This is a genomic window from Segatella copri, from assembly GCF_024330485.1.
Classification (GTDB): domain Bacteria; phylum Bacteroidota; class Bacteroidia; order Bacteroidales; family Bacteroidaceae; genus Prevotella; species Prevotella copri_L.
Genome location: NZ_JANDWX010000010.1, coordinates 38,047 through 57,181 on the forward strand (window position 1 = coordinate 38,047; position 19,135 = coordinate 57,181).

A 19,135-nucleotide genomic window follows, 5' to 3' on the forward strand; every position below is an offset into this window, starting at 1 on the left:
TTTTCATTAACACTTTAAAGAGCATTATCAAACTACATAAAGAGCATTATTACTAAAACGCTTCATTGATATTGAAGAGAAAACCAGACTGCCCCGACTTACCGAATCCATAATCCAGACGTACATTTACATTCTTCTTAAATTCCCAGCGATAACCTACACCGGCATTCGGCAAAATCTGTTTAGAGCGCAATGCCGAGAATTTCGGGAAGATGGTTCCTGCTCCAACCCACACTACGATGCCATTACGCTTCCATACATGTTGGCGCAACTCAACCGTAGCTTCCAGAGAATGTTTATCGCGATAACGGCCTTCATAATAGCCACGCATGGAATGAGTACCACCCAATTCAGCCATCATTCCCCACGAAGGATTACCAAAGTTGAGGTTAGCCCCAATGTCCTCGGCAAGAACCGTTCCCTTACCCAGTCGCTGATAGGCATCAAAACGAAATGCCGTCGTACTGAAAGCATAATCATTTCCCATAAATCCAGGTCTGAGCATCTGATTGATATTCAGATAGATACCACGATGCGGATTCGTAAGATTATCTCTGTTATCATATACCAGAGAAACGCCAGCTCCTACATTCCAAGTATGCTGATCCATGCCTTGCAGTAATTCCGGACGCTCAATATGTTTACCTATTACATAGTCATAACTCGCCATCGGTCCGATATAGAAATTATCTGCTACACGAAACAGGAAGCTAACTTCAGCCTGAGCCTGCCAACGCTTCATGTCACTCTTATTGGCATCGTTATCGCCCATTTCATAACCTATTCCCCAAAATTCAGAGGGAAAAGAATAGAAATAAAGGTGATAATCGATGCGATATCTTCCTTTAGGAGCAATATGGTTACCACGGACACCCAACATATAGAAACCTACAGAACTGACATCACCATAAAGCGAGACATTAGAAGGAGGAAGAATACTGTCATTCGGATCAGTACGGTATAGTCCTGCTGCCACCAATCCCAATCCAAACTTGGTATCAGAGGCATAATGAGGGCCACCTATCACACTAAAATCGAAACGCTTATGCTTCTTGTTTTTGTTGGAATCATTAAAGTAGTCAAGAATCCGGTTCACCCATGATTTCCCGGCATGTAAAGTCGTCGTATCCACCTTCTCTGCAGATGAGATACTATCGGTTACAGAAGGCTCAGAGGCATAGCTGCCCAATGCCAACATCATAATAAGTATTGTCAGAATATGCTTCATTTTTTCGATTTTATTATTTTAATACACCAATGCTACATTATCAATCCACAAGGTATTGCCTGGAGTTCCGATATAGGCTCCACCATCGGATGAGGAGAACTGAAGAATCAGATGAGTAGGTGTTTCGTTAGCACTCGCCCATCCTACTTCTTTTACCGGCACACTCTTACCCTTGCTGTTACGGGCATAGTCAGTGGATCGCAGTCCCATAGTAGCAGCCTGATAACCTGCCATGTGGCGGATATCGCCATAATGGATTGTATAAGTAGCATCTTCCACCCATCTATCGGTACTCTTTCCGAATCTGACTACCATCGTACCCACACGTTTAGCTGTTATATTTCCCTTAGCATCTTCATGCCGTTTCTGCAGATAGAGCACAGCTATAGCATGATCTCGACCTGCAACCGTAGAGGCTCCGCTAAATCCATTCTGCTTGATACGATTGGCTGCATGAGGGAGAGATGTCTTATAATCAAAGCGCAAAGCCTTTGGACGTGCGGTGAATGGTATACCCCAGTTGATGGCTTTAGGACCATCCTTGGTACTTGTTATCGGTTCACGAACATTACCCAGAAAGAGAGAACCGGCAGCCAAGACCTTGATATTGATGAGTCCCAGCACTTTTACTTTCTCAATATGGGTTACCAGTTTGGCACAATATCCACTACCATGTTTATCACGAAACACAGAGTTATTCGTCTTATAGATGCCCGATACATGTGCCAGGACATTAGAGGAACCCCAAGGCGAACCACCCTTATTGGTATAAGGAATATTACCATTGATAGTCATATTAGGTCCAACGGCATAAACTGTTTTCCGATTTCCTCCGATAATGCCTGATTCTTTGATATTCCTAATTACCCAGTGGTCCATATTACCATATTTAAAAGGAACCACCTTTTCCTGTCCCTTAACGGGAAGGCACGACAAGGTAGCAACCGCCATGACGATGCCTGATAACATTATTTTCTTCATATCTGTTTCTTTTATATATCATTAAGGCTGCAAAGATAGAAAAATATTTTCTAGTTTTCAGTTTTCTTCGACATAAAGCATAAAAAATTAAGAAATAATAATATTTTTACTGCATTTTAATTGCCATAAAACCAAAAAGTCCTGCATTTGCTGTTATAAACAAATACAGGACTCCTGATTCAATATACAAAACAGAATCTCTTGCACCGGTTACAATAGAAACATGTTCCGATTACAATAGAAACATGTTCCGATTACTCCAAAAGCTATTATCGGTTTGAATACATATTATCATAATACTTCTGGTAATCACCCGATGTTACGTTATCCATCCATTCCTGGTTATCGAGATACCATTTCACGGTCTTCTCGATACCCTCCTCAAACTGGAGAGATGGCTCCCAGCCGAGTTCCTTCTGCAGCTTTCTAGAGTCAATAGCATAACGCATATCGTGACCCTTTCTGTCAGTTACATAAGTGATGAGGTCCATATCCTCGCCTTCCTTTCTGCCGAGTAAACGGTCAACGGTCTTGATAACCACCTTGATGATATCGATATTCTTCCACTCGTTGAAACCGCCGATGTTGTAAGTCTCGGCAATCTTGCCCTTGTGGAAAATCATATCGATGGCACGGGCATGATCTACTACATACAACCAGTCGCGCACGTTCTCACCCTTACCATATACTGGCAATGGCTTGCGATGACGGATATTGTTGATAAACAGCGGAATCAACTTCTCAGGGAACTGGTATGGACCGTAGTTGTTAGAGCAGTTGGTCACGATGGTAGGCATACCGTATGTATCGTGGAAAGCACGGACGAAGTGGTCTGAGCTTGCCTTAGATGCAGAATATGGAGAGTGAGGATTGTACTTGGTTGTCTCTACGAAGAACTCCTCGCCGTAAGCCTCGTGGTTCTTACCGCTGGATGCCTTGGTGGTGAAAGGAGCAGGAATGCCCTCAGGATGAGTCATCTGCAAGGCACCGTAAACCTCATCAGTAGAGATGTGGTAGAAGCGCTTACCCTCATATCCTTCAGGAAGACTCTCCCAGTAAATCTTTGCCGCCTGGAGCAGAGACAAGGTTCCCATCACGTTGGTCTGAGCGAAAGTGAATGGATCCTTGATACTTCTATCTACGTGGCTCTCGGCAGCGAGATGGATGATGCCATCTACCTTGTAGTCCTGCATCAGTTTCAGCATCAGGTCGAAATCGCAGATATCACCCTTAACGAATGTATAGTTTGGCTTGTCCTCGATGTCCTTGAGGTTAGCCAGGTTGCCTGCGTATGTCAACTTGTCGAGGTTGATGATGTGATACTCAGGATATTTGTTCACGAAAAGTCTTACTACGTGTGAGCCGATGAAGCCAGCACCGCCCGTGATAATGATATTCTTCATTTCAATTAATAATTTATAATTTATAATTAATAATTATTTTGCTGCCGCCAATTCAGCGATGCACTTCTTCAAACTGTCAGTCCAGTATGGCACCTTGAATCCGAAAGTCTGCTTCAGCTTACTCTTGTCAAGTACAGAGAAGTGAGGACGCTTCACTGGGCTTGGGAACTCCTCGCTGTAGCAAGGCTGTATATCGCAAGTATTTCCGCTCTGTTCGCAGATAATCTTAGCGAAATCAAACCAAGAGCAGACACCCTCATTAGAGAAGTGGTAGATGCCCGTCTTATCCAACTGGTCAGTTTCGATGATATGTGAGATGACAGCAGCCAGGTCGCCAGCGTAAGTTGGAGTACCCACCTGGTCGAAGACCACCTTCAGGGTGTCGTGGCTTGCCGTGAGACTCTGCATGGTTTTCACGAAGTTCTTACCCCACTGCGAGTAGAGCCATGCTGTACGGATGATGATATGCTTGCATCCAGTAGCTTCAATACTCTTTTCGCCTGCAAGTTTCGTTTTACCATATACCCCCAAAGGATTCGTTTCCCAATCTTCACGGCAAGGTATATTCTTGTCGCCCTGAAAAACATAGTCAGTAGATACATGAATCAAAGTACCATCTACCTCCTTCATAGCCTGTGCCAAATTTCCCGCAGCAGTATTGTTGAGCAGATTAGCCAGATCGTAATCTGTTTCAGCCTTATCTACGTTGGTATAAGCAGCGCAGTTAACAATTACCTGAATATCATTCTCCCTCACCTTTTCTCGGATAGCGTCAAGATTGGTGATATCCAGTTTTTCATAGCCTTCAGCCACATCGGTGAAGACAAACTTGTGATTGCTTTTTTGGGCACAGATTTGCATTTCATGTCCCAATTGACCATTAGCGCCTGTTACTAATATATTCATTGTTTTAATATTTTATTCAATATAATATTTTAAAGTCTACTTACCATTTCCCTCTACACATGAAGAAAACTGATTTTTTCTCTCGAAATTATTTCCTACTACCTATATATATAAATCCATTCATCTATATATAAATATGTGGCAAAGGTAAAAAAATAATTTGAGTTGACCAAAGAAAAGAAAAAGAAAAGAGAAGAAACTAACATATATTAAACAAAGACCGCCACACTTTTTCACAAAAGCATGGCGGTTTTCCCTAAAACATAATAGATAAGCTTTGCCTTTAAGGGCAAACTTGAATCATCAAGTAGCCTAGTCTATTACCAATCCTTTTTTCCCTAATATAAACTAAACCTGTTTTCCTATTTAAATCAACATACTAAATCAACAAAAGGAATTTTCTTTATCATTAAATACTTTTAGAAGACTTGAAGTGGTAATTAAACCATTAAAACTACTGTTTTCTGATTTCGTTTGCAAAGTTATATCATTTTTTTCAAAGTTGTATACCCAAGTAGCATTTTGGTAAAAAATCAGCCTACTAAAGAACTAGATAACTTCTTAAGAATCAGAGGCTTTAATATATTAACTATTTTTATCTAAAGTAAATGGTATTATATGAAAGGAAATTTGTATCTTTGCACCACAAAACGGACAAAAGGACGAAAATAACATTTAAAAGACGATTTTGTTATAATTATTAAAGAAGCATTAAAGATGAAACTACTTATATATTTACTTCTTTTGCTTACTATGCCATTGGCTGCTCAAGGCAAAACGGACGAGAAGACTTTATTGGATCGTATTGACAAGATGATTGAAAACGACCCATATTATCAGGGAATCAAGGAAAAGGAATTGAAACATCTGAAGCGGCAAGCTTATGAAGCTGAAGACGACCAAACCCGACTACTGTTTCTTGACAGCATATATCATGCCTATAGTGCTTACCGCTACGACTCAGCATACGCATATATGAAACAGGGGCTTGAATTGGCAGAAAAATGTCATAACACCTATTATATATTACGTAACCAGATAAACCGGGCGTCCATACTCTCGGTAAGGGGATTTTATGGCAAAGCAGAAAGCTTACTCCAATCGCTCAATCCTGATGAGATGCCATACCAGTTGAAGCTATACTATTACTTCACCTTCGCCTGGATCTATAATTACTGGGAATCATACGCCAATAACTCTGATTACGCCGAAGAATTCCGCGCCAAGAAGAAGCATTATATGAGCCTTCTGATACAGAATTTCAACGAAAACAGTAAGAAATCTGCCTACTATAACTATCTCATGGGCGAATACGCCTATATCAACAGCCCTATCAGCAAGGAATCGCTCAACCATTATCTGAAGGCACTGAAGATGTCGCCAGCCAAATCCCGCATCCATGCCATGTCAGCTTATGGTATAGCCAGATATTACAAAAATACCGGCAAATTCGACCTTTACGAGGAATATCTCGTAGAGGCATCCGTGAGCGATGGATTGTGCCAACTCAAAGAAACTATTGCGCTCCAAAAGCTAGCCTACTACATCTTTAAAAAGGATGCGAGCAACAGTAAGAGAGCTGCCAAATATATCCAGCACACGATGGAAGATGCACAGTTCTTCAACAACCAACTGCGCATGATGGAGATTTCCAACATTCTTCCAGTCATCGCTTCAGCCAACCAGCAGGCTGCCGAGCGCTCTCGTACCCGCTTTCTCTGGGGGTTCATTGGTGTAAGCATAGCGCTGGTCATCATTCTCATCCTCTCCTTAGTCAACAACCGACAGAAGAACAGGCTGAAGAAAAACAAGGCTGAGATTGAAGAACAGAACGAGAAGCAGAAAGAAATGAATGCACAGCTCACCGAACTGAACCAGCAGCTGATAGAGACCAATATCAAACGAGAGACCTACATGCGCCTCTTTATGGACATCAGTGCGGCTTATATCAGCAAGTTATCAGATTACCGCAAACTGGTAAGCCGTAAGATCAAGGCAAACCAGACCGCCGATTTGCTGAAGAGTCTCAACACCCATAAATTGGAAGAAGAGGAATCACAGATGTTCTACAACCGGTTCGATAAGGCATTCATGGAGTTGTATCCGGATTTCGTTACTGAGTTGAACAAGCTCCTGCTGCCAGAATGTCAAATGGAAGTTCCTACTACGCACGACCTGACTACTGAGATTCGCATCTTTGCCCTGATGCGACTGGGTGTAACCGACAGCCAGGAGATAGCTACCCTGCTGCATTACTCCACCCAGACCATCTACAACTACAAGTCTGGAATGCGGGCAAAGGCGATTAATCGAGATACATTCGAATCAGATATCAATCAGCTTTGCCACATCATTAATAGTTAATAATTAATAGTTTACAGTTTATAGCATAAACCGCTTTGACTATCTTGCTCAAATAATTAATAGTTTACAGTTTATAGCATAAACCGCTTTGACAATCTTGCTCAACGGCGCAGCCTCTATAAACTATTAACTATTAACTGTAAACTATTAACTAGCTTCTGTGTATCACGGTTCCGTTAGCCTGATGCGTAGCAAGAACCAGGACCTCAGCTATTTGCACATGTTCTGGAGCACTTGCAGCATAGAAGGCAACATCTGCCACGTCATCGCCGTTCAGAGGCTCTATGCCGCGGTAAACGTTGTCTGCGCGGTTCTGGTCACCATGGAAACGGATGTTAGAGAAGTTGGTTTCAACCAAACCCGGTTTCACATTGGTAACACGCACTTTCGTATGTGCCACATCAATGCGCAAGCCGTCTGTAATAGCCTTTACAGCCGCTTTGGTAGCACAATATACATTACCTCCCGCATAAGCAGCATCACCCGCCACACTACCTATATTGATTACATGACCATGATTACGCTCCACCATACCAGGTACAATCAGGCGCGTCATGGTTAAGAGTCCCTTGATATTGGTATCAATCATCTGGTCCCAATCTTCAAAATCGCCCTCATATTCAGGTTCCAATCCACGTGCGAGTCCCGCATTATTGATAAGCACATCCACATTGCGCCACTCCTCAGGGATGTAATCCACCGCTTTCTTGGCAGCTTCACGGTTACGCACATCGAAAGCCAAGGCAAGCACCTCAACGCCCTCAGCCTCGAGTTCTTTCTTCAGGATTTCCAACTTTCCCGTGTTTCTACCTGTAAGAATCAGGTTATAGCCGCCACGGGCAAAACGACGTGCACAACCTTCGCCAATACCGCTTGTTGCGCCTGTAATAAGAGCAATTTTATTCATATCTTTAATACTTTGAACTTTAATACTTTGAACTTTGAACTTTATGATTAGTCTTTGTTTTTTGAGGGTTCTTCTATCTTAAAGTATCAGAACTCTCACTTCAGCATTCGCCATTTTCTCTATCTGGTTCATCGGACGTTTATAATAAACACTCTGGATAGCCTTGTTGATGATGCCATGCCCCACAGCAAGAACGGTCTGATCAGGATAAGTAACCTTGAGCCAGGTAAGGAAATTCTGGGCTCTTGATTTCATCTTTTCCAGCGTCTCTATGTTGTCCGGCCAATCCTTTGGATCCTTCGGCAGGTCAGGGATGAATTTACCCGTAAAATCGCCCCAATCACGCTCTCTGAGCAAGGGAGTGGTGACAACGGGATGCGAGCCGGCGATAATTTCACAGGTCTGCATACTGCGATAGAGATCGCTCGATACGAAGACATCGATAGGTGTACCCGCCATTTTCCTGGCCACTTCCTCAGCTTGCTCAATACCTTTCATATTGAGCTTTCCCGGTGTTTGTCCCTGCATAATTTGCGCCTTGTTATCCACCGTTTCCCCATGGCGCACCAAATATAATTTTGTCATTGTCTTTACTTTTTCCGTCTATATCAAAAATGAGTTTTTACTTTTCCTAAGTCTATACTCCAGACATAGTTTTTACTTTCACTAAGTCTCTTTCCAAGACATCATGATTCTGATTTTGCTTACAAAATTACGGCTTTCTATCGAGACCAACAAATAATTTGCGTTAAATATAGCAATAATTAGCGTTAAATATAGCAATAATTTAAGTTTATATAAAAAACTTCTTGCTAGTTTCGGATTTCTTTCGTAACTTTGCCCCGAAATAACAAAATCAGTTTTAGTATGAAGGTAATACACAGTTCAATATTCCGCGCAGTATGCGCCATCATCGTAGGAGTCCTGCTCATCCAATATCGTGAGCAGACCGTCACCTGGATAACCATCGCCATCGGTGTTTTGTTTTTCCTTTCAGGTGTCATCTCCCTTGCCAGTTATTGGGCAGCCAAGCGCAATGCAGAGAAGATGCAGGGCCAGATTCTGTCTGATTCCAATGGTAAGCCTATCATGGGCATGATGCCTAAATTCCCGCTTGTGAGCGTAGGCAGTCTTATCCTGGGATTGCTGCTTGCCCTGATGCCTCAGGTGTTTATCGCCTGGCTGATGTTCATCCTGGCATTCATCCTGATTTTGGGCGCTCTGACCCAGTTTGTCAACCTGGCTTCAGCAGCTAAGATGGGACGCGTAGGCATTCTCTTCTGGCTCTTCCCTTCAGCCCTTCTTCTGCTGGGTCTGCTCGCCATCATCAAGCCTTCAGCCATCGCCTCTGCTCCTCTTTTCATCATCGGTTGGGGTATGCTCATCTATGGAGTAGTAGAGCTTCTCAACGCCTTTAAAGTCTCCAACAACAAGAGAATCTGGCTGAAGAACCAGCAGCAGAAACAGGATTCAAAGGAGATTTATGTGGATGTAGAGGAAGTGAAGAACGAAGAGTAAAACAACGAAATCATTATATCATCATATATGAATAAAATTAAGTCTCTCTTTGCCTGGTTATGGCAAAAGTTTCGCGCATTCTGGCCTTGGTACAAGGGATTGTATCAGGGCAGGGCGTGGTATACCAAGACCCTCGTTGCCTTGGCAAGTTGTATAGTCGCCTTTATCTTGTATCTGGGTGCAGTAGATATCAACTTCTTGTGGCTCTTCGGCAAGTCACCTGGCTATTTCTCAGGCATTCTGGATCCCCAGACCTCTGAGGCCTCTGAAATCTATTCGGCTGATGGAAAGCTCATCGGCAAGTATTTCAACGAAAATCGTACTCCGGTAGAATATGATGAGGTAACACCTGATTTCTTCAAGGCACTGGTAGATACCGAGGATGAACGATTCTACAAGCATATCGGTATCGACCCTATCGGTGTGTTTGCTGCTGCCAAGGATGCACTCCTCCATCATAACGGGCGCGGTGCTTCTACCATCACACAGCAGCTGGCGAAGAACATGTTCCGTGTACGTTCGCAATATTCTACCGGTTTGCTGGGCAAGATTCCTGTACTCCGCCTGCTCATCATCAAGAGCAAGGAGTGGATCATCGCGGTTAAACTCGAAACGGTGTTCAGCAAGAAGGAAATCATCACCATGTATGCTAATACGGTAGATTTCGGTAGCAATTCCTATGGTATCAAAACCGCTGCGAAGACCTACTTCAACACCACCCCTAAGGAGTTGACCACCGGTCAGGCTGCCGTGCTCGTGGGCATGCTCAAAGCTACCACCTACTACAACCCACGCACCAACCCGGAGAACAGTCTTGCACGCCGCAACACCGTATTATATAATATGGTGACACATGGCGATCTCTCAAAAGACAGATACAATGAACTGAAAGATGAGCCTATCAAGCTCGATTTCAAGGTAGAAGAAAACTACGACGGACAGGCTAAATACTTCCGTGAGGCAGTAGCCAACTACCTGAAAGACTGGTGTAAAGACGAAGGTTACGACCTCTATACCAGCGGTTTGAAGATTTATACCACCATCGATACCCGCATGCAGAAGTATGCAGAAGATGCAGCCCGCAAGCAGATGAAACAGGTACAGCAGAACTTCAACAACCACTGGAGCATCCGCCGTACCCAGGCAGGCAAAGGCAACTGGATGGGTCAGGATCCTTGGCAGGATGAGAACCACAACGTGATACCAAACTTCATCCAGGGCATCGCCGAGCGCCAGCCATTCTACAAGGCATTGATAGCCCGCTTCCCTAACAATCCCGACTCAGTAAACTATTACTATAAGGAGTGGGTTCACCCGGTTAAGGTATTCGATTATGACAAGGGCAGCATCACGATGAACATGACATCAGAAGACTCCATCAAGTATATGACCACCTTCATGCACTGCGCCTTTGTTGCCATGGAGCCACAGACCGGAGCAGTAAAGGCATGGGTGGGCGATATCGACTTCGACCACTGGAAGTATGACAAGGTAACAGCCGAGCGCCAGCCTGGTTCTACCTTCAAGCTCTTTGTTTATACCGAGGCGATGAATCAGGGTTTAACCCCTTGTGACAAGCGTCGCGACGAATATATCTCTATGGAGGTATACGATAAGAAGAAGCACGAAATGACCATCTGGCGTCCATCCAATGCCAACGGTTCGTTCTCGGGCGACAGCATCCCATTGAAGAGTGCCTTTGCCAAGAGTATCAACTCTGTGGCTGTAAGATTAGGACAGGAGATGGGCATCAAGCGCATCATCGAGACAGCCAAGAAGATGGGTATCAACAGTCCGCAGGATGACACCCCTTCTCTCGCCCTCGGTTCCAGCGATGTCAACCTCCTGGAGATGGCATGCGCCTACAGCACCATTGCCAACAATGGCAAGCACCACGACCCGGTATTGGTTACCAAGATTGTAGACCACGACGGTAAGGTGGTTTACGAGGGTCCTACCGATTCCGAGCAGGTAATACCTTACAAGAGTGCCTTCCTCATGCAGCAGCTCTTACAGGGCGGTATGAAGGAGCCGGGAGGTACATCCCAGAGTCTCTGGGGCTATGTAGGCAACTACCGTGATACAGAGTTCGGTGGAAAGACAGGTACCACCAATAACCACTCCGATGCCTGGTTCATGTGTGTGAGTCCTAAGCTCGTAGTTGGTGCCTGGGTAGGAGGCGAATACCGCTGTCTCCACTTCCGCACCGGAGCCTTGGGTCAGGGTTCGAGAACCGCTCTTCCTGTGTGCGGTTACTTCCTCCAGAGTGTCTTTGGCGACCCAGCCTTCCAGCAGTATCACGGCAAGTTTGACAAGCCACAGGACAGCGATATCACCAGCGATATGTACATCTGTGCAAGCTATGCACCAAAGCCAAAGGTAGATACCACCAAGGTAGACAGTACCGCCTTCCAGGAAGAGATTGTTCTCGATGACGAAGGCAACCCTATCATCCGCGAGGTTCCTGCCAAGAAGGCTGAAAGCGAATCTGCCACCGGTACTGCCACCACAGAAGAAAAGAAAGAGAAGAAGAAGGCCAAGCCAACCGAGCAGCCTGTCAACTTCGATGATCTTTAAATTTAGTTAATAATTTATAGTTTATAGCGGCTACGCCGTTTAGCAAGAAGGCAATTTAATGTGGCTTATGCTATAAACTATAAATTATAAACTATAAATTAAATACAATGATTGATCTCGACAACCCGGAGTTGCAGAATGCACTCCAAATCATACAGTTTACCCGTCGTTCGCTTTTCCTTACCGGAAAGGCGGGGACGGGTAAATCTACTTTTTTACGTTATATAGCCGCCAATACCAAGAAGAAACATATCATTCTTGCCCCAACAGGCATTGCGGCCATCAACGCCGGAGGAAGCACGCTCCACAGCTTTTTCAAGCTTCCTTTCCACCCGCTGCTGCCCAACGACAGCATGTATTCCGTCCGCAACATCCGCAACACCCTGAAGTATAATTCAGAGAAGATAAAGATTATCCGCGAGGTAGAGCTCATCATCATCGATGAGATCAGTATGGTTCGTGCCGATATCATCGATTTCCTGGACAAGATATTGCGGGTATATTGCCGCAACATGCGAGAGCCTTTCGGGGGCAAGCAGCTGCTTCTGGTGGGCGATATCTTCCAGCTGGAGCCTGTGGTAAAAGAGGACGACCGCCGTCTGCTCAGTCCCTTCTACCGCAGCAGTTTCTTCTTCGATGCCAAGGTGTTCGAATACTTCAAGCTCGTGAGCATCGAACTCAAGAAGGTATACCGCCAGAGCGATCCCGTTTTCATCAGCATCCTCGACCATATCCGCACGTCTCAGGTGCCCATGCAGGATCTACAGCGCATCAACCAGCGCGTGGGAGCCCAGCTCGATGAGAGCGATTCCAAACTTGCCATCACCCTCTCTACACGCCGCGATACGGTAGATTACATCAACGACAGCCAGCTCCAGTGTCTTCCGGGAGAGCCTTGCCTCTTCCGTGGCCACATACAGGGCGAGTTTCCGGAGAGCAGTCTCCCTACTCCTATCGAGCTTTACCTCAAGACGGGGGCTCAGGTTATCTTCATCAAGAATGATATCGAGCATCAGTGGGTGAATGGCACGCTGGGCACCATCATCGGTTTTGATGAGGATGAGGATGCCAAAATTTATGTACGCACCGAGGAAGGAAAGGATGTGATGGTGGAGCCTGCGGCATGGAGCAACATGAGATACCATTTCAATGAGGTTGAGAAAAAGATTGAGGAGGAAGAGATTGGCAGATACGAGCAGTACCCCATCCGTCTGGCTTGGGCGATAACGGTTCATAAGAGCCAGGGCCTCACCTTCAACCAGGTGAAGATTGATTTCACGGGTGGTGTCTTTGCGGGCGGACAGACGTATGTTGCCTTGTCCCGCTGCACCAGTCTCGAGGGCATCAGTCTTCAGGAGCCGTTGCGTCAGAGTGATGTTTTCGTGCGCAATGATGTCAAGCAGTTTGCCCGTCATTACAACGACCCAAGCACCATCAATACAGCGCTTACCCAGAGTAAGGCCGACAAGCAGTATCATGATGCCGTTAAGGCCTTTGACAGGGGCGATATGCAGTCGGCTCTCGACAACTTCTTCCTTGCCATCCACAGTCGTTATGACATCGAGCAGCCGCTTGCCAAGCGTTTCATCCGCAAAAAGCTGAACAGGGTGAACGAGCTTCAGGCAGAGAACGAGCTGTTGCGTGAAGAAATAAGAAAGAAGGATGAAGAGAAGGAGAAGCAGCAGAAGTTCCTCAAGCGCCTTGCCACGGAGTATGTGATTATGGGGAAGGAGTGCGAAAAAGAGGGCATGAAAGAGGCTGCCATCATGAATTACCGCAAGGCCCTCACCCTTTATCCTGAGCACCCGGAGGCGAAAAAAAGGCTTTTAAAGGTAAAAAAGTAAAAGGGTAAAAAGGTAAAAAAGTAATATAGATAAAACAAAAAAAACAGGCAAAATGATTTTGCCTGTTTTTTTTGTTTTATCTATAAGCAGAAAAGCTCTATTAACTATAAACTTTCAACTATAAACTATCATCTAGTACCATTGTACAGCGTTCGAATAACCGCTGCGCTTGTCGTATTTCAGCGCATCTGTCAGGGTGGCTGCGTTACAACGGAAGGTGAAGTTGTAGCTCGTATATGGAGCGAGAACCACTGAACAACTCATGTTAAAACAGTGAAGATCACGAGCCAGACTGGCGGTGGTCATACTGATCTTGTGGTTGTCAAAATCATAACCGGATGAGAAACTGATGTTCCAGCCATCACTGATTCTTACGTTACCACTCATGTTCAGAGTCTGGGTAAACTTGTATGCATAGCGCATCGTCTTCTCATTGAACTTCTCTCTTCGCGTATCCTCGCGCATCGTTACACCATAACCGAAGGTCAGCGACCATGGCATCTTAAACGCCATATAACCATCTGAATCCGTTTCAGCCTTGCCGCCCTTCTTGGCTGCCGTCTTACCCTTCTCCATGCTGTCGTCTACGTTGCTCTCGATGTCGGTATCCAGACCTTCATCGTCATCATCATTGCGCTGGCTGTCCTTCTTGTCGTCCTCATCATCGCCCCCGCCAAAGAGTTTCTTCAGCTTCTCTGGGTTCAGTGTGAACGAGAAGTTCTGCGACATACCCTGGAATCGTCCGAACCTGCCCTTGCCCCACTCCGTATGGGTACCCACATAAACATTGTTCTGGTCGTCCAGCTCGTAGGCATAGGTGGCAAACACAGCGTTCATGTTGAAGGTATAGTTCTTCCACCACTTCAGTCTGAGGTTGATGTTCATATCGCTCCAAGGGCGAACCTTGGCTGCGGTATTGTAACTCATGTTGATGTCGAACGCATCGATGATACTGAGTTTCTTGTATCCGGTAGAGTCCTTATCGCTCTTCACCTTCATCTCGATGTTGTTGCCCAGGGTAAACGAGATATTACCGCTCTTACCCTTGCCCGGCGCACCGTAGAGGGCATTGGCATACTTCGAGTAGCTCACCAGCGATACGTTTCCGTCGGCATCGGTCTTCTGGTAGGTGTCCCAGTAGCCGTAGCGTGAAGCTCCGAAGTCTGGGGCATAACTGAAGCTCACCGTAGGCGTAAACACGTGGCGCACAGCCTGTATCTTATCTCCGAAGAGCTTGCGGCTTGGTATGTAGAAACCATAGAGTTTGGTAGAGAGACCTACGCTCATGTTCCAGTTATACACGTTGTTGAAACCATAGATGGTATCACATTTCTCCGTTTGGCTGGCTTCATCCCATGATCTCTCCACCTTGTTGGTATACATACGGTCGGTGAAATTGAACGATGGGTTCACGTTGAGATATTTGAAGAGCGTGAATGTAGCGCTCACCGGTATCTGATGCTGCCATCCGTTGCGCCAGTCCTTGATGAGTGAACTGTGCATCAGCTTATCCTCTTTGGTATTGATGCTGTTAGAGATGTGTCCCGTATAGCTCATGGCTATCTTCTCGTACCATTTCTCATCGCCCACCATCTTCTTTCTTCTGAACGGATAGAAGCGGGAGATGCTGATGTTGAGGTCGGGCAGCGTCATGGCGATGGATGAATTGCGCATGTTCTGCGAGAGGTTGGCGGTGGAACTGAGCGTCATACCGATGCTTGAGAACGAGGTGCTCCAGTTAACAGATGAGGTTCGCGTACTCTGCGTCATCGTCTGCGGATTGTAGAGCGAATTGAGGTTGTTGCGTTCGTAGCTCGATGTGGCGAAGTTCACACTTGCCGAAAGCGAACTGTATGGGTTTGCCTTGCTGTCCTGGCGGTGGCTCCATTGTAGTTTGAAGCTCTCCTGCTCGGTAAAGTCTGGCATTCCCTTGTCACCGTTCTTCGTATCCTGGTAACTGAAGAAGAAGGAACCCGAGTATTTGTATCTCTTTCGGTAGTTACTGGCTGCCGAGAGTCCCCACGAACCCTTGGTGTAGATTTCTCCCAGCAGCTTCAGGTCCCATTTATCGTTCATGGCGAAATAATATCCGCCATCTCTCAGGTAGAAGCCTCGTGCCGTTTCATCGCCGTAGGTTGGCATGATGAAACCGCTGCTGTAGCTCTTGGTGAACGGGAAGAAGCCGTAAGGGATGGCGAGCGGCATTGGTACATCGCACACCACGAGATAGGCTGGCCCGAATACCACATCCTTGCCCGGTCTTACCTTGGCTCGGGAGAGCGAGATGTAGAAGTCGGGATGCGGATCATCGCAGGTGGTATACCTTCCGTGCTGCAGATAGATGACTCCCGATGAGTCGCGTTTCGACTTCATACCGGTCAGGAATCCGTCTTGCTGTTCTGTATATACATTATTAATAAGGGCCTTCTTGCTCTTGAAGTTGAATTTAATGGTGTCGGTATCATAGGTATCGCTACCCATCTTGAAGACAGGTTTGCCCTTGATGCCTCCCTCCGCCGTACTGTCGGGTGTACCCATCGCCTTCACGTTGCTCTTGTCCATATCCATGGAGATGCGGTCGGAACTGAGGTCCATGTTGGTATACTTCACGTTGGAGTTTCCGTAGAGATATGCCACCTTGTTCTTGGCATCGTATACGAGAGAGTCGTCCGCCTGATAGTTAACCGGTGCGTCTACTCCACCCTGTTTCTTTCTGGCGATACTGTCGAGGCGGATACTGTCATCCACCACTTTATTATGTTTCCATATAGCTTTCTGCAGCGAGTCCATCTGCGTGGTGTCATCAGCCTGTTTCAGCTTGGACTTTATTTCGTTGCCCAGCGAGTCTACGAACACACTGTCACCCACGCTGTCAACGGTTTCTGTCTTCTCCGTTCTCTTCTTTTTCTTTTTCGAATCGGGCGTACCTGGGTTAGCCACCATCATACACGAGATGGCAGCGAGCAGCAGCATAGCTATCGTCGATTGTTTTCTCATTCAATAAATTAGAATTCTATTCAAACATGCGTTCCCATTGCTGGAAACGTTTTACTCCTTCCTCTCCGAACTTCATGAGACTTTTTTCTGCTTTCTCAATTGTTTTTTCCCGGTCGAGGTGAGTTTTGCTGAAGAATTTATCAGCGTAGCAAATCACCTTCTCCTCCATGGTTTCCGGCAGGAAATCCTGATGTGGCAGGGGCAGGTTCTGTGCTATGATCTGTGCCTCTGTAATGCCTGCACCGGTATGGCGCTCACATACGCGGGCATGTCGCTCATATCCTTCCTTGCGCAGGATTTCTGCTCCCAGTCGTCCATGGCAGATGTAGGGCTGCGAGCCGAAACACTGTATGCCTGGGGCATCGGTCATGAAGATGCCGAGGTCGTGGAGCATAGCTGCTTCTTCGATAAACTGGGCATCGAGTTGCAATTCGGGATGATACGAAACAATCTGTAGCGCTTTTCGCGCTACAGATTGGCTATGTGTGATGAGGATATGCCGAAGCTCATTATCCTCAGGATAATACTTATCAATAATAGCTTGATAATTCATTTCTATTATATTTACTCCGCATTGCGCTCAATGTAAGCGATAACATCGCCCTTGCGCACCTTGCTGCCCTGCTTGGCATTGATTTCTACGAGCTTGCCGCCCAATGCAGCTGGGATGGTTTCAAACTCGCCCCAAGGAGCCTGGATATAGCAGAAGGCATCACCTTCTTTATATTCCTTGCCGATGTATGGCTCTACAGCTGGCTGGCACTCGCCCTCGCCCTGGAATTCCCAGAAGAGCTGGCCGGCTACTGGTGCCACGATGGCATCTGCCTTGGCGTGCTTGAACTCTGCAAGCTGTGCAGGAGTAAGGGTTGTACCGAGCTTGGCATCCTTTGCCTTCTGAAGGTCGGCCAGGAAGTTCTTCTTTGCCTGTCCGCTCTTGTAGTTGCGATACTGCTCTGGGTGCATAGCGAGCTCGAAGAGTTCCTCGTCGTCCTGACCGTAATCCCAACCGTTCTCGTCCATCTCCTTCTTGAAGTCGTCGAGGGCGTTGGTGAGCAATGTGTGCGCATCTACGTCGGTAAACTCGCGGCCCTGCTTCTTGGCGAGCTCTACGAGTTCTGGGTCGATAGTTCCAGGAATCTTACCGCTCTTGCCGAGAATCATACCCCACATAGAGTCGTCCATCATTACGAAGCGACCCTTGCCCTGCTCCATGGTGAGGAGGTTCATCAGTGAGATGTTCTTTACATACTGGCTGAATGGGGTTACCAATGGAGGATAACCTACGCGTGGCCATACATACTCAACCTCGTCGAAGAGCTTGATGAGCAGGTCGTCCATAGACAACTCTTCCTCACCCTTCTTCTTGCGGATGTTGTTGATGGTCTGACGCATACCGCCGAGGTCTGCCATCATAGAACCCATCATACCGCCAGGGAGACCGCAACCGAGCAACAATGAAGACATGATCTTGTTACCTGGGTTGATGAAGTAGCCGAGCCACTCGTCGATGAACTCCTGAGTCATAGCACGAGCCTTCATATAAGCGCTCATGTTGATTTCAGGTACCTCGAAGCCCTCGTTCTTCAGCATGCTGATAACTGAGATTACGTCTGGGTGAACCTTACCCCATGACAATGGCTCGATGGCTGTATCGATGATGTCGGCACCATTGTTGCAGACCTCGAGGATAGAAGCCATAGAGAGACCAGGACCTGAGTGGCCGTGATACTGGATGATGATCTCAGGATACTTGTCCTTAATCATCTTGGTGAGTTTGCCGAGGAATGCTGGCTGGCCGATACCTGCCATATCCTTCAAGCAGATTTCCTCTGCACCGGCAGCGATGAGCTGGTCGGCGATGTTCATATAATATTCGAGAGTATGAACAGGAGAGTTGGTGATACAGAGTGCACACTGTGGAGTCATGCCACCCTCCTTTGCCCACTTGATAGAAGGAATGATGTTGCGCACATCGTTCAGTCCGTCGAAGATACGTGTGATGTTGGTACCCTGCTTAGCCTTTACCTTATACATAAGGGCGCGCACGTCGTCAGGCACAGGATACATACGAAGAGCGTTCAATCCGCGGTCGAGCATGTGAGTCTTGATACCCACCTCGTTGAAAGGTTTGCAGAATGCGCGTACGGCATCGTTAGGGTTTTCACCTGCCAGCAGGTTAACCTGTTCGAAGGCACCGCCGTTAGTCTCTACACGGCTAAAGCATCCCATTTCAATGATAACTGGGGCAATTTTAGCCAACTGATCCTTGCGTGGCTGGAACTTACCAGAGCTCTGCCACATGTCTCGATAAACGAGACTGAACTGAATTTTCTTCTTCATTATTCTTGTTCTTTTTCTTTATATTCGATGTATGAATTAAATTCCAAGGTGCAAAATTAGACAAAAAAAT

At 46.2% G+C, this 19,135-nt stretch carries 13 protein-coding genes; 4 read left to right on the forward strand and 9 right to left on the reverse strand.

Features of this window, described 5'->3' with window-relative positions; all coding sequences use genetic code 11:
• Positions 1-52: 52 nt before the first annotated feature.
• The 4 genes from NNC77_RS07565 to rfbD all read right to left on the reverse strand — a co-directional run bounded on the left by NNC77_RS07565 (position 53) and on the right by rfbD (position 4,518).
• The gene (locus tag NNC77_RS07565; RefSeq protein ID WP_254970472.1) at positions 53-1,228 is read right to left on the reverse strand and encodes a BamA/TamA family outer membrane protein; all 1,176 of its coding nucleotides are present in this window, start codon (positions 1,226-1,228) and stop codon (positions 53-55) included.
• 18 nt (positions 1,229-1,246) lie between these two features.
• Positions 1,247-2,200: a PCMD domain-containing protein gene (locus NNC77_RS07570; RefSeq protein WP_437183280.1), complete on the reverse strand. Its 954-nt coding sequence runs from the start codon at positions 2,198-2,200 to the stop codon at positions 1,247-1,249.
• Between the two features lie 278 nt (positions 2,201-2,478).
• On the reverse strand, positions 2,479-3,612 hold the full coding sequence (locus NNC77_RS07575) for a dTDP-glucose 4,6-dehydratase (protein WP_254970474.1): 1,134 nt from the start codon (positions 3,610-3,612) through the stop codon (positions 2,479-2,481).
• A gap of 33 nt (positions 3,613-3,645) precedes the next feature.
• The gene (gene rfbD, locus NNC77_RS07580) at positions 3,646-4,518 is read right to left on the reverse strand and encodes a dTDP-4-dehydrorhamnose reductase (RefSeq protein ID WP_254970475.1); all 873 of its coding nucleotides are present in this window, start codon (positions 4,516-4,518) and stop codon (positions 3,646-3,648) included.
• Between the two features lie 717 nt (positions 4,519-5,235).
• Here rfbD and NNC77_RS07585 point away from each other — a divergent pair.
• On the forward strand, positions 5,236-6,882 hold the full coding sequence (locus NNC77_RS07585; RefSeq protein ID WP_254970477.1) for a DUF6377 domain-containing protein: 1,647 nt from the start codon (positions 5,236-5,238) through the stop codon (positions 6,880-6,882).
• Positions 6,883-7,033: 151 nt separating this feature from the next.
• Here NNC77_RS07585 and NNC77_RS07590 read toward each other — a convergent pair whose 3' ends face one another.
• Positions 7,034-7,789 carry an SDR family oxidoreductase gene (locus tag NNC77_RS07590; RefSeq protein ID WP_117587184.1) on the reverse strand — a complete coding sequence of 252 codons (756 nt, stop codon included), beginning with the start codon at positions 7,787-7,789 and terminating at the stop codon, positions 7,034-7,036.
• Between the two features lie 78 nt (positions 7,790-7,867).
• Positions 7,868-8,374: a histidine phosphatase family protein gene (locus tag NNC77_RS07595; RefSeq protein ID WP_233401755.1), complete on the reverse strand. Its 507-nt coding sequence runs from the start codon at positions 8,372-8,374 to the stop codon at positions 7,868-7,870.
• Positions 8,375-8,656: 282 nt separating this feature from the next.
• Here NNC77_RS07595 and NNC77_RS07600 point away from each other — a divergent pair, with 282 nt between their 5' ends.
• From NNC77_RS07600 to NNC77_RS07610, 3 genes are all read left to right on the forward strand, one after another.
• Entirely contained in the window at positions 8,657-9,307 is a 651-nt protein-coding gene (locus NNC77_RS07600) for a DUF308 domain-containing protein (protein WP_022121970.1), read from the forward strand.
• Positions 9,308-9,334: 27 nt separating this feature from the next.
• Positions 9,335-11,884, forward strand: a complete 2,550-nt coding sequence (locus tag NNC77_RS07605) for a transglycosylase domain-containing protein (RefSeq protein WP_254970482.1) — start codon at positions 9,335-9,337, stop codon at positions 11,882-11,884.
• 107 nt (positions 11,885-11,991) lie between these two features.
• The gene (locus NNC77_RS07610) at positions 11,992-13,728 is read left to right on the forward strand and encodes an AAA family ATPase (protein ID WP_254970483.1); all 1,737 of its coding nucleotides are present in this window, start codon (positions 11,992-11,994) and stop codon (positions 13,726-13,728) included.
• Between the two features lie 132 nt (positions 13,729-13,860).
• Here the strand turns inward: NNC77_RS07610 and NNC77_RS07615 are convergent, their stop codons facing one another.
• Genes NNC77_RS07615 through NNC77_RS07625 form a run of 3 tightly spaced genes read right to left on the reverse strand, consistent with a single transcriptional unit; the run spans position 13,861 to position 19,065 of the window.
• A complete protein-coding gene (locus NNC77_RS07615) occupies positions 13,861-16,725 on the reverse strand; it encodes a putative LPS assembly protein LptD (RefSeq protein WP_254970485.1) in 2,865 nt (954 codons plus the stop codon).
• 16 nt (positions 16,726-16,741) lie between these two features.
• A complete protein-coding gene (locus NNC77_RS07620; RefSeq protein WP_006847274.1) occupies positions 16,742-17,278 on the reverse strand; it encodes an HDIG domain-containing metalloprotein in 537 nt (178 codons plus the stop codon).
• Positions 17,279-17,289: 11 nt separating this feature from the next.
• On the reverse strand, positions 17,290-19,065 hold the full coding sequence (locus tag NNC77_RS07625; RefSeq protein WP_117691544.1) for a biotin/lipoyl-binding protein: 1,776 nt from the start codon (positions 19,063-19,065) through the stop codon (positions 17,290-17,292).
• Between the last annotated feature and the right edge of the window lie 70 nt (positions 19,066-19,135).

Excerpts from the sequence above, each read along its gene's own strand:
- NNC77_RS07600 (WP_022121970.1), top strand. The coding sequence starts at position 8,657 with ATGAAGGTAATACACAGTTCAATATTCCGCGCAGTATGCGCCATCATC.
- NNC77_RS07590 (WP_117587184.1), bottom strand. The coding sequence starts at position 7,789 with ATGAATAAAATTGCTCTTATTACAGGCGCAACAAGCGGTATTGGCGAA.
- NNC77_RS07615 (WP_254970485.1), bottom strand. The coding sequence starts at position 16,725 with ATGAGAAAACAATCGACGATAGCTATGCTGCTGCTCGCTGCCATCTCG.
- rfbD (WP_254970475.1), bottom strand. The coding sequence starts at position 4,518 with ATGAATATATTAGTAACAGGCGCTAATGGTCAATTGGGACATGAAATG.
- NNC77_RS07620 (WP_006847274.1), bottom strand. The coding sequence starts at position 17,278 with ATGAATTATCAAGCTATTATTGATAAGTATTATCCTGAGGATAATGAG.
- NNC77_RS07565 (WP_254970472.1), bottom strand. The coding sequence starts at position 1,228 with ATGAAGCATATTCTGACAATACTTATTATGATGTTGGCATTGGGCAGC.
- NNC77_RS07605 (WP_254970482.1), top strand. The coding sequence starts at position 9,335 with ATGAATAAAATTAAGTCTCTCTTTGCCTGGTTATGGCAAAAGTTTCGC.
- NNC77_RS07595 (WP_233401755.1), bottom strand. The coding sequence starts at position 8,374 with ATGACAAAATTATATTTGGTGCGCCATGGGGAAACGGTGGATAACAAG.
- NNC77_RS07575 (WP_254970474.1), bottom strand. The coding sequence starts at position 3,612 with ATGAAGAATATCATTATCACGGGCGGTGCTGGCTTCATCGGCTCACAC.
- NNC77_RS07610 (WP_254970483.1), top strand. The coding sequence starts at position 11,992 with ATGATTGATCTCGACAACCCGGAGTTGCAGAATGCACTCCAAATCATA.
- NNC77_RS07625 (WP_117691544.1), bottom strand. The coding sequence starts at position 19,065 with ATGAAGAAGAAAATTCAGTTCAGTCTCGTTTATCGAGACATGTGGCAG.
- NNC77_RS07585 (WP_254970477.1), top strand. The coding sequence starts at position 5,236 with ATGAAACTACTTATATATTTACTTCTTTTGCTTACTATGCCATTGGCT.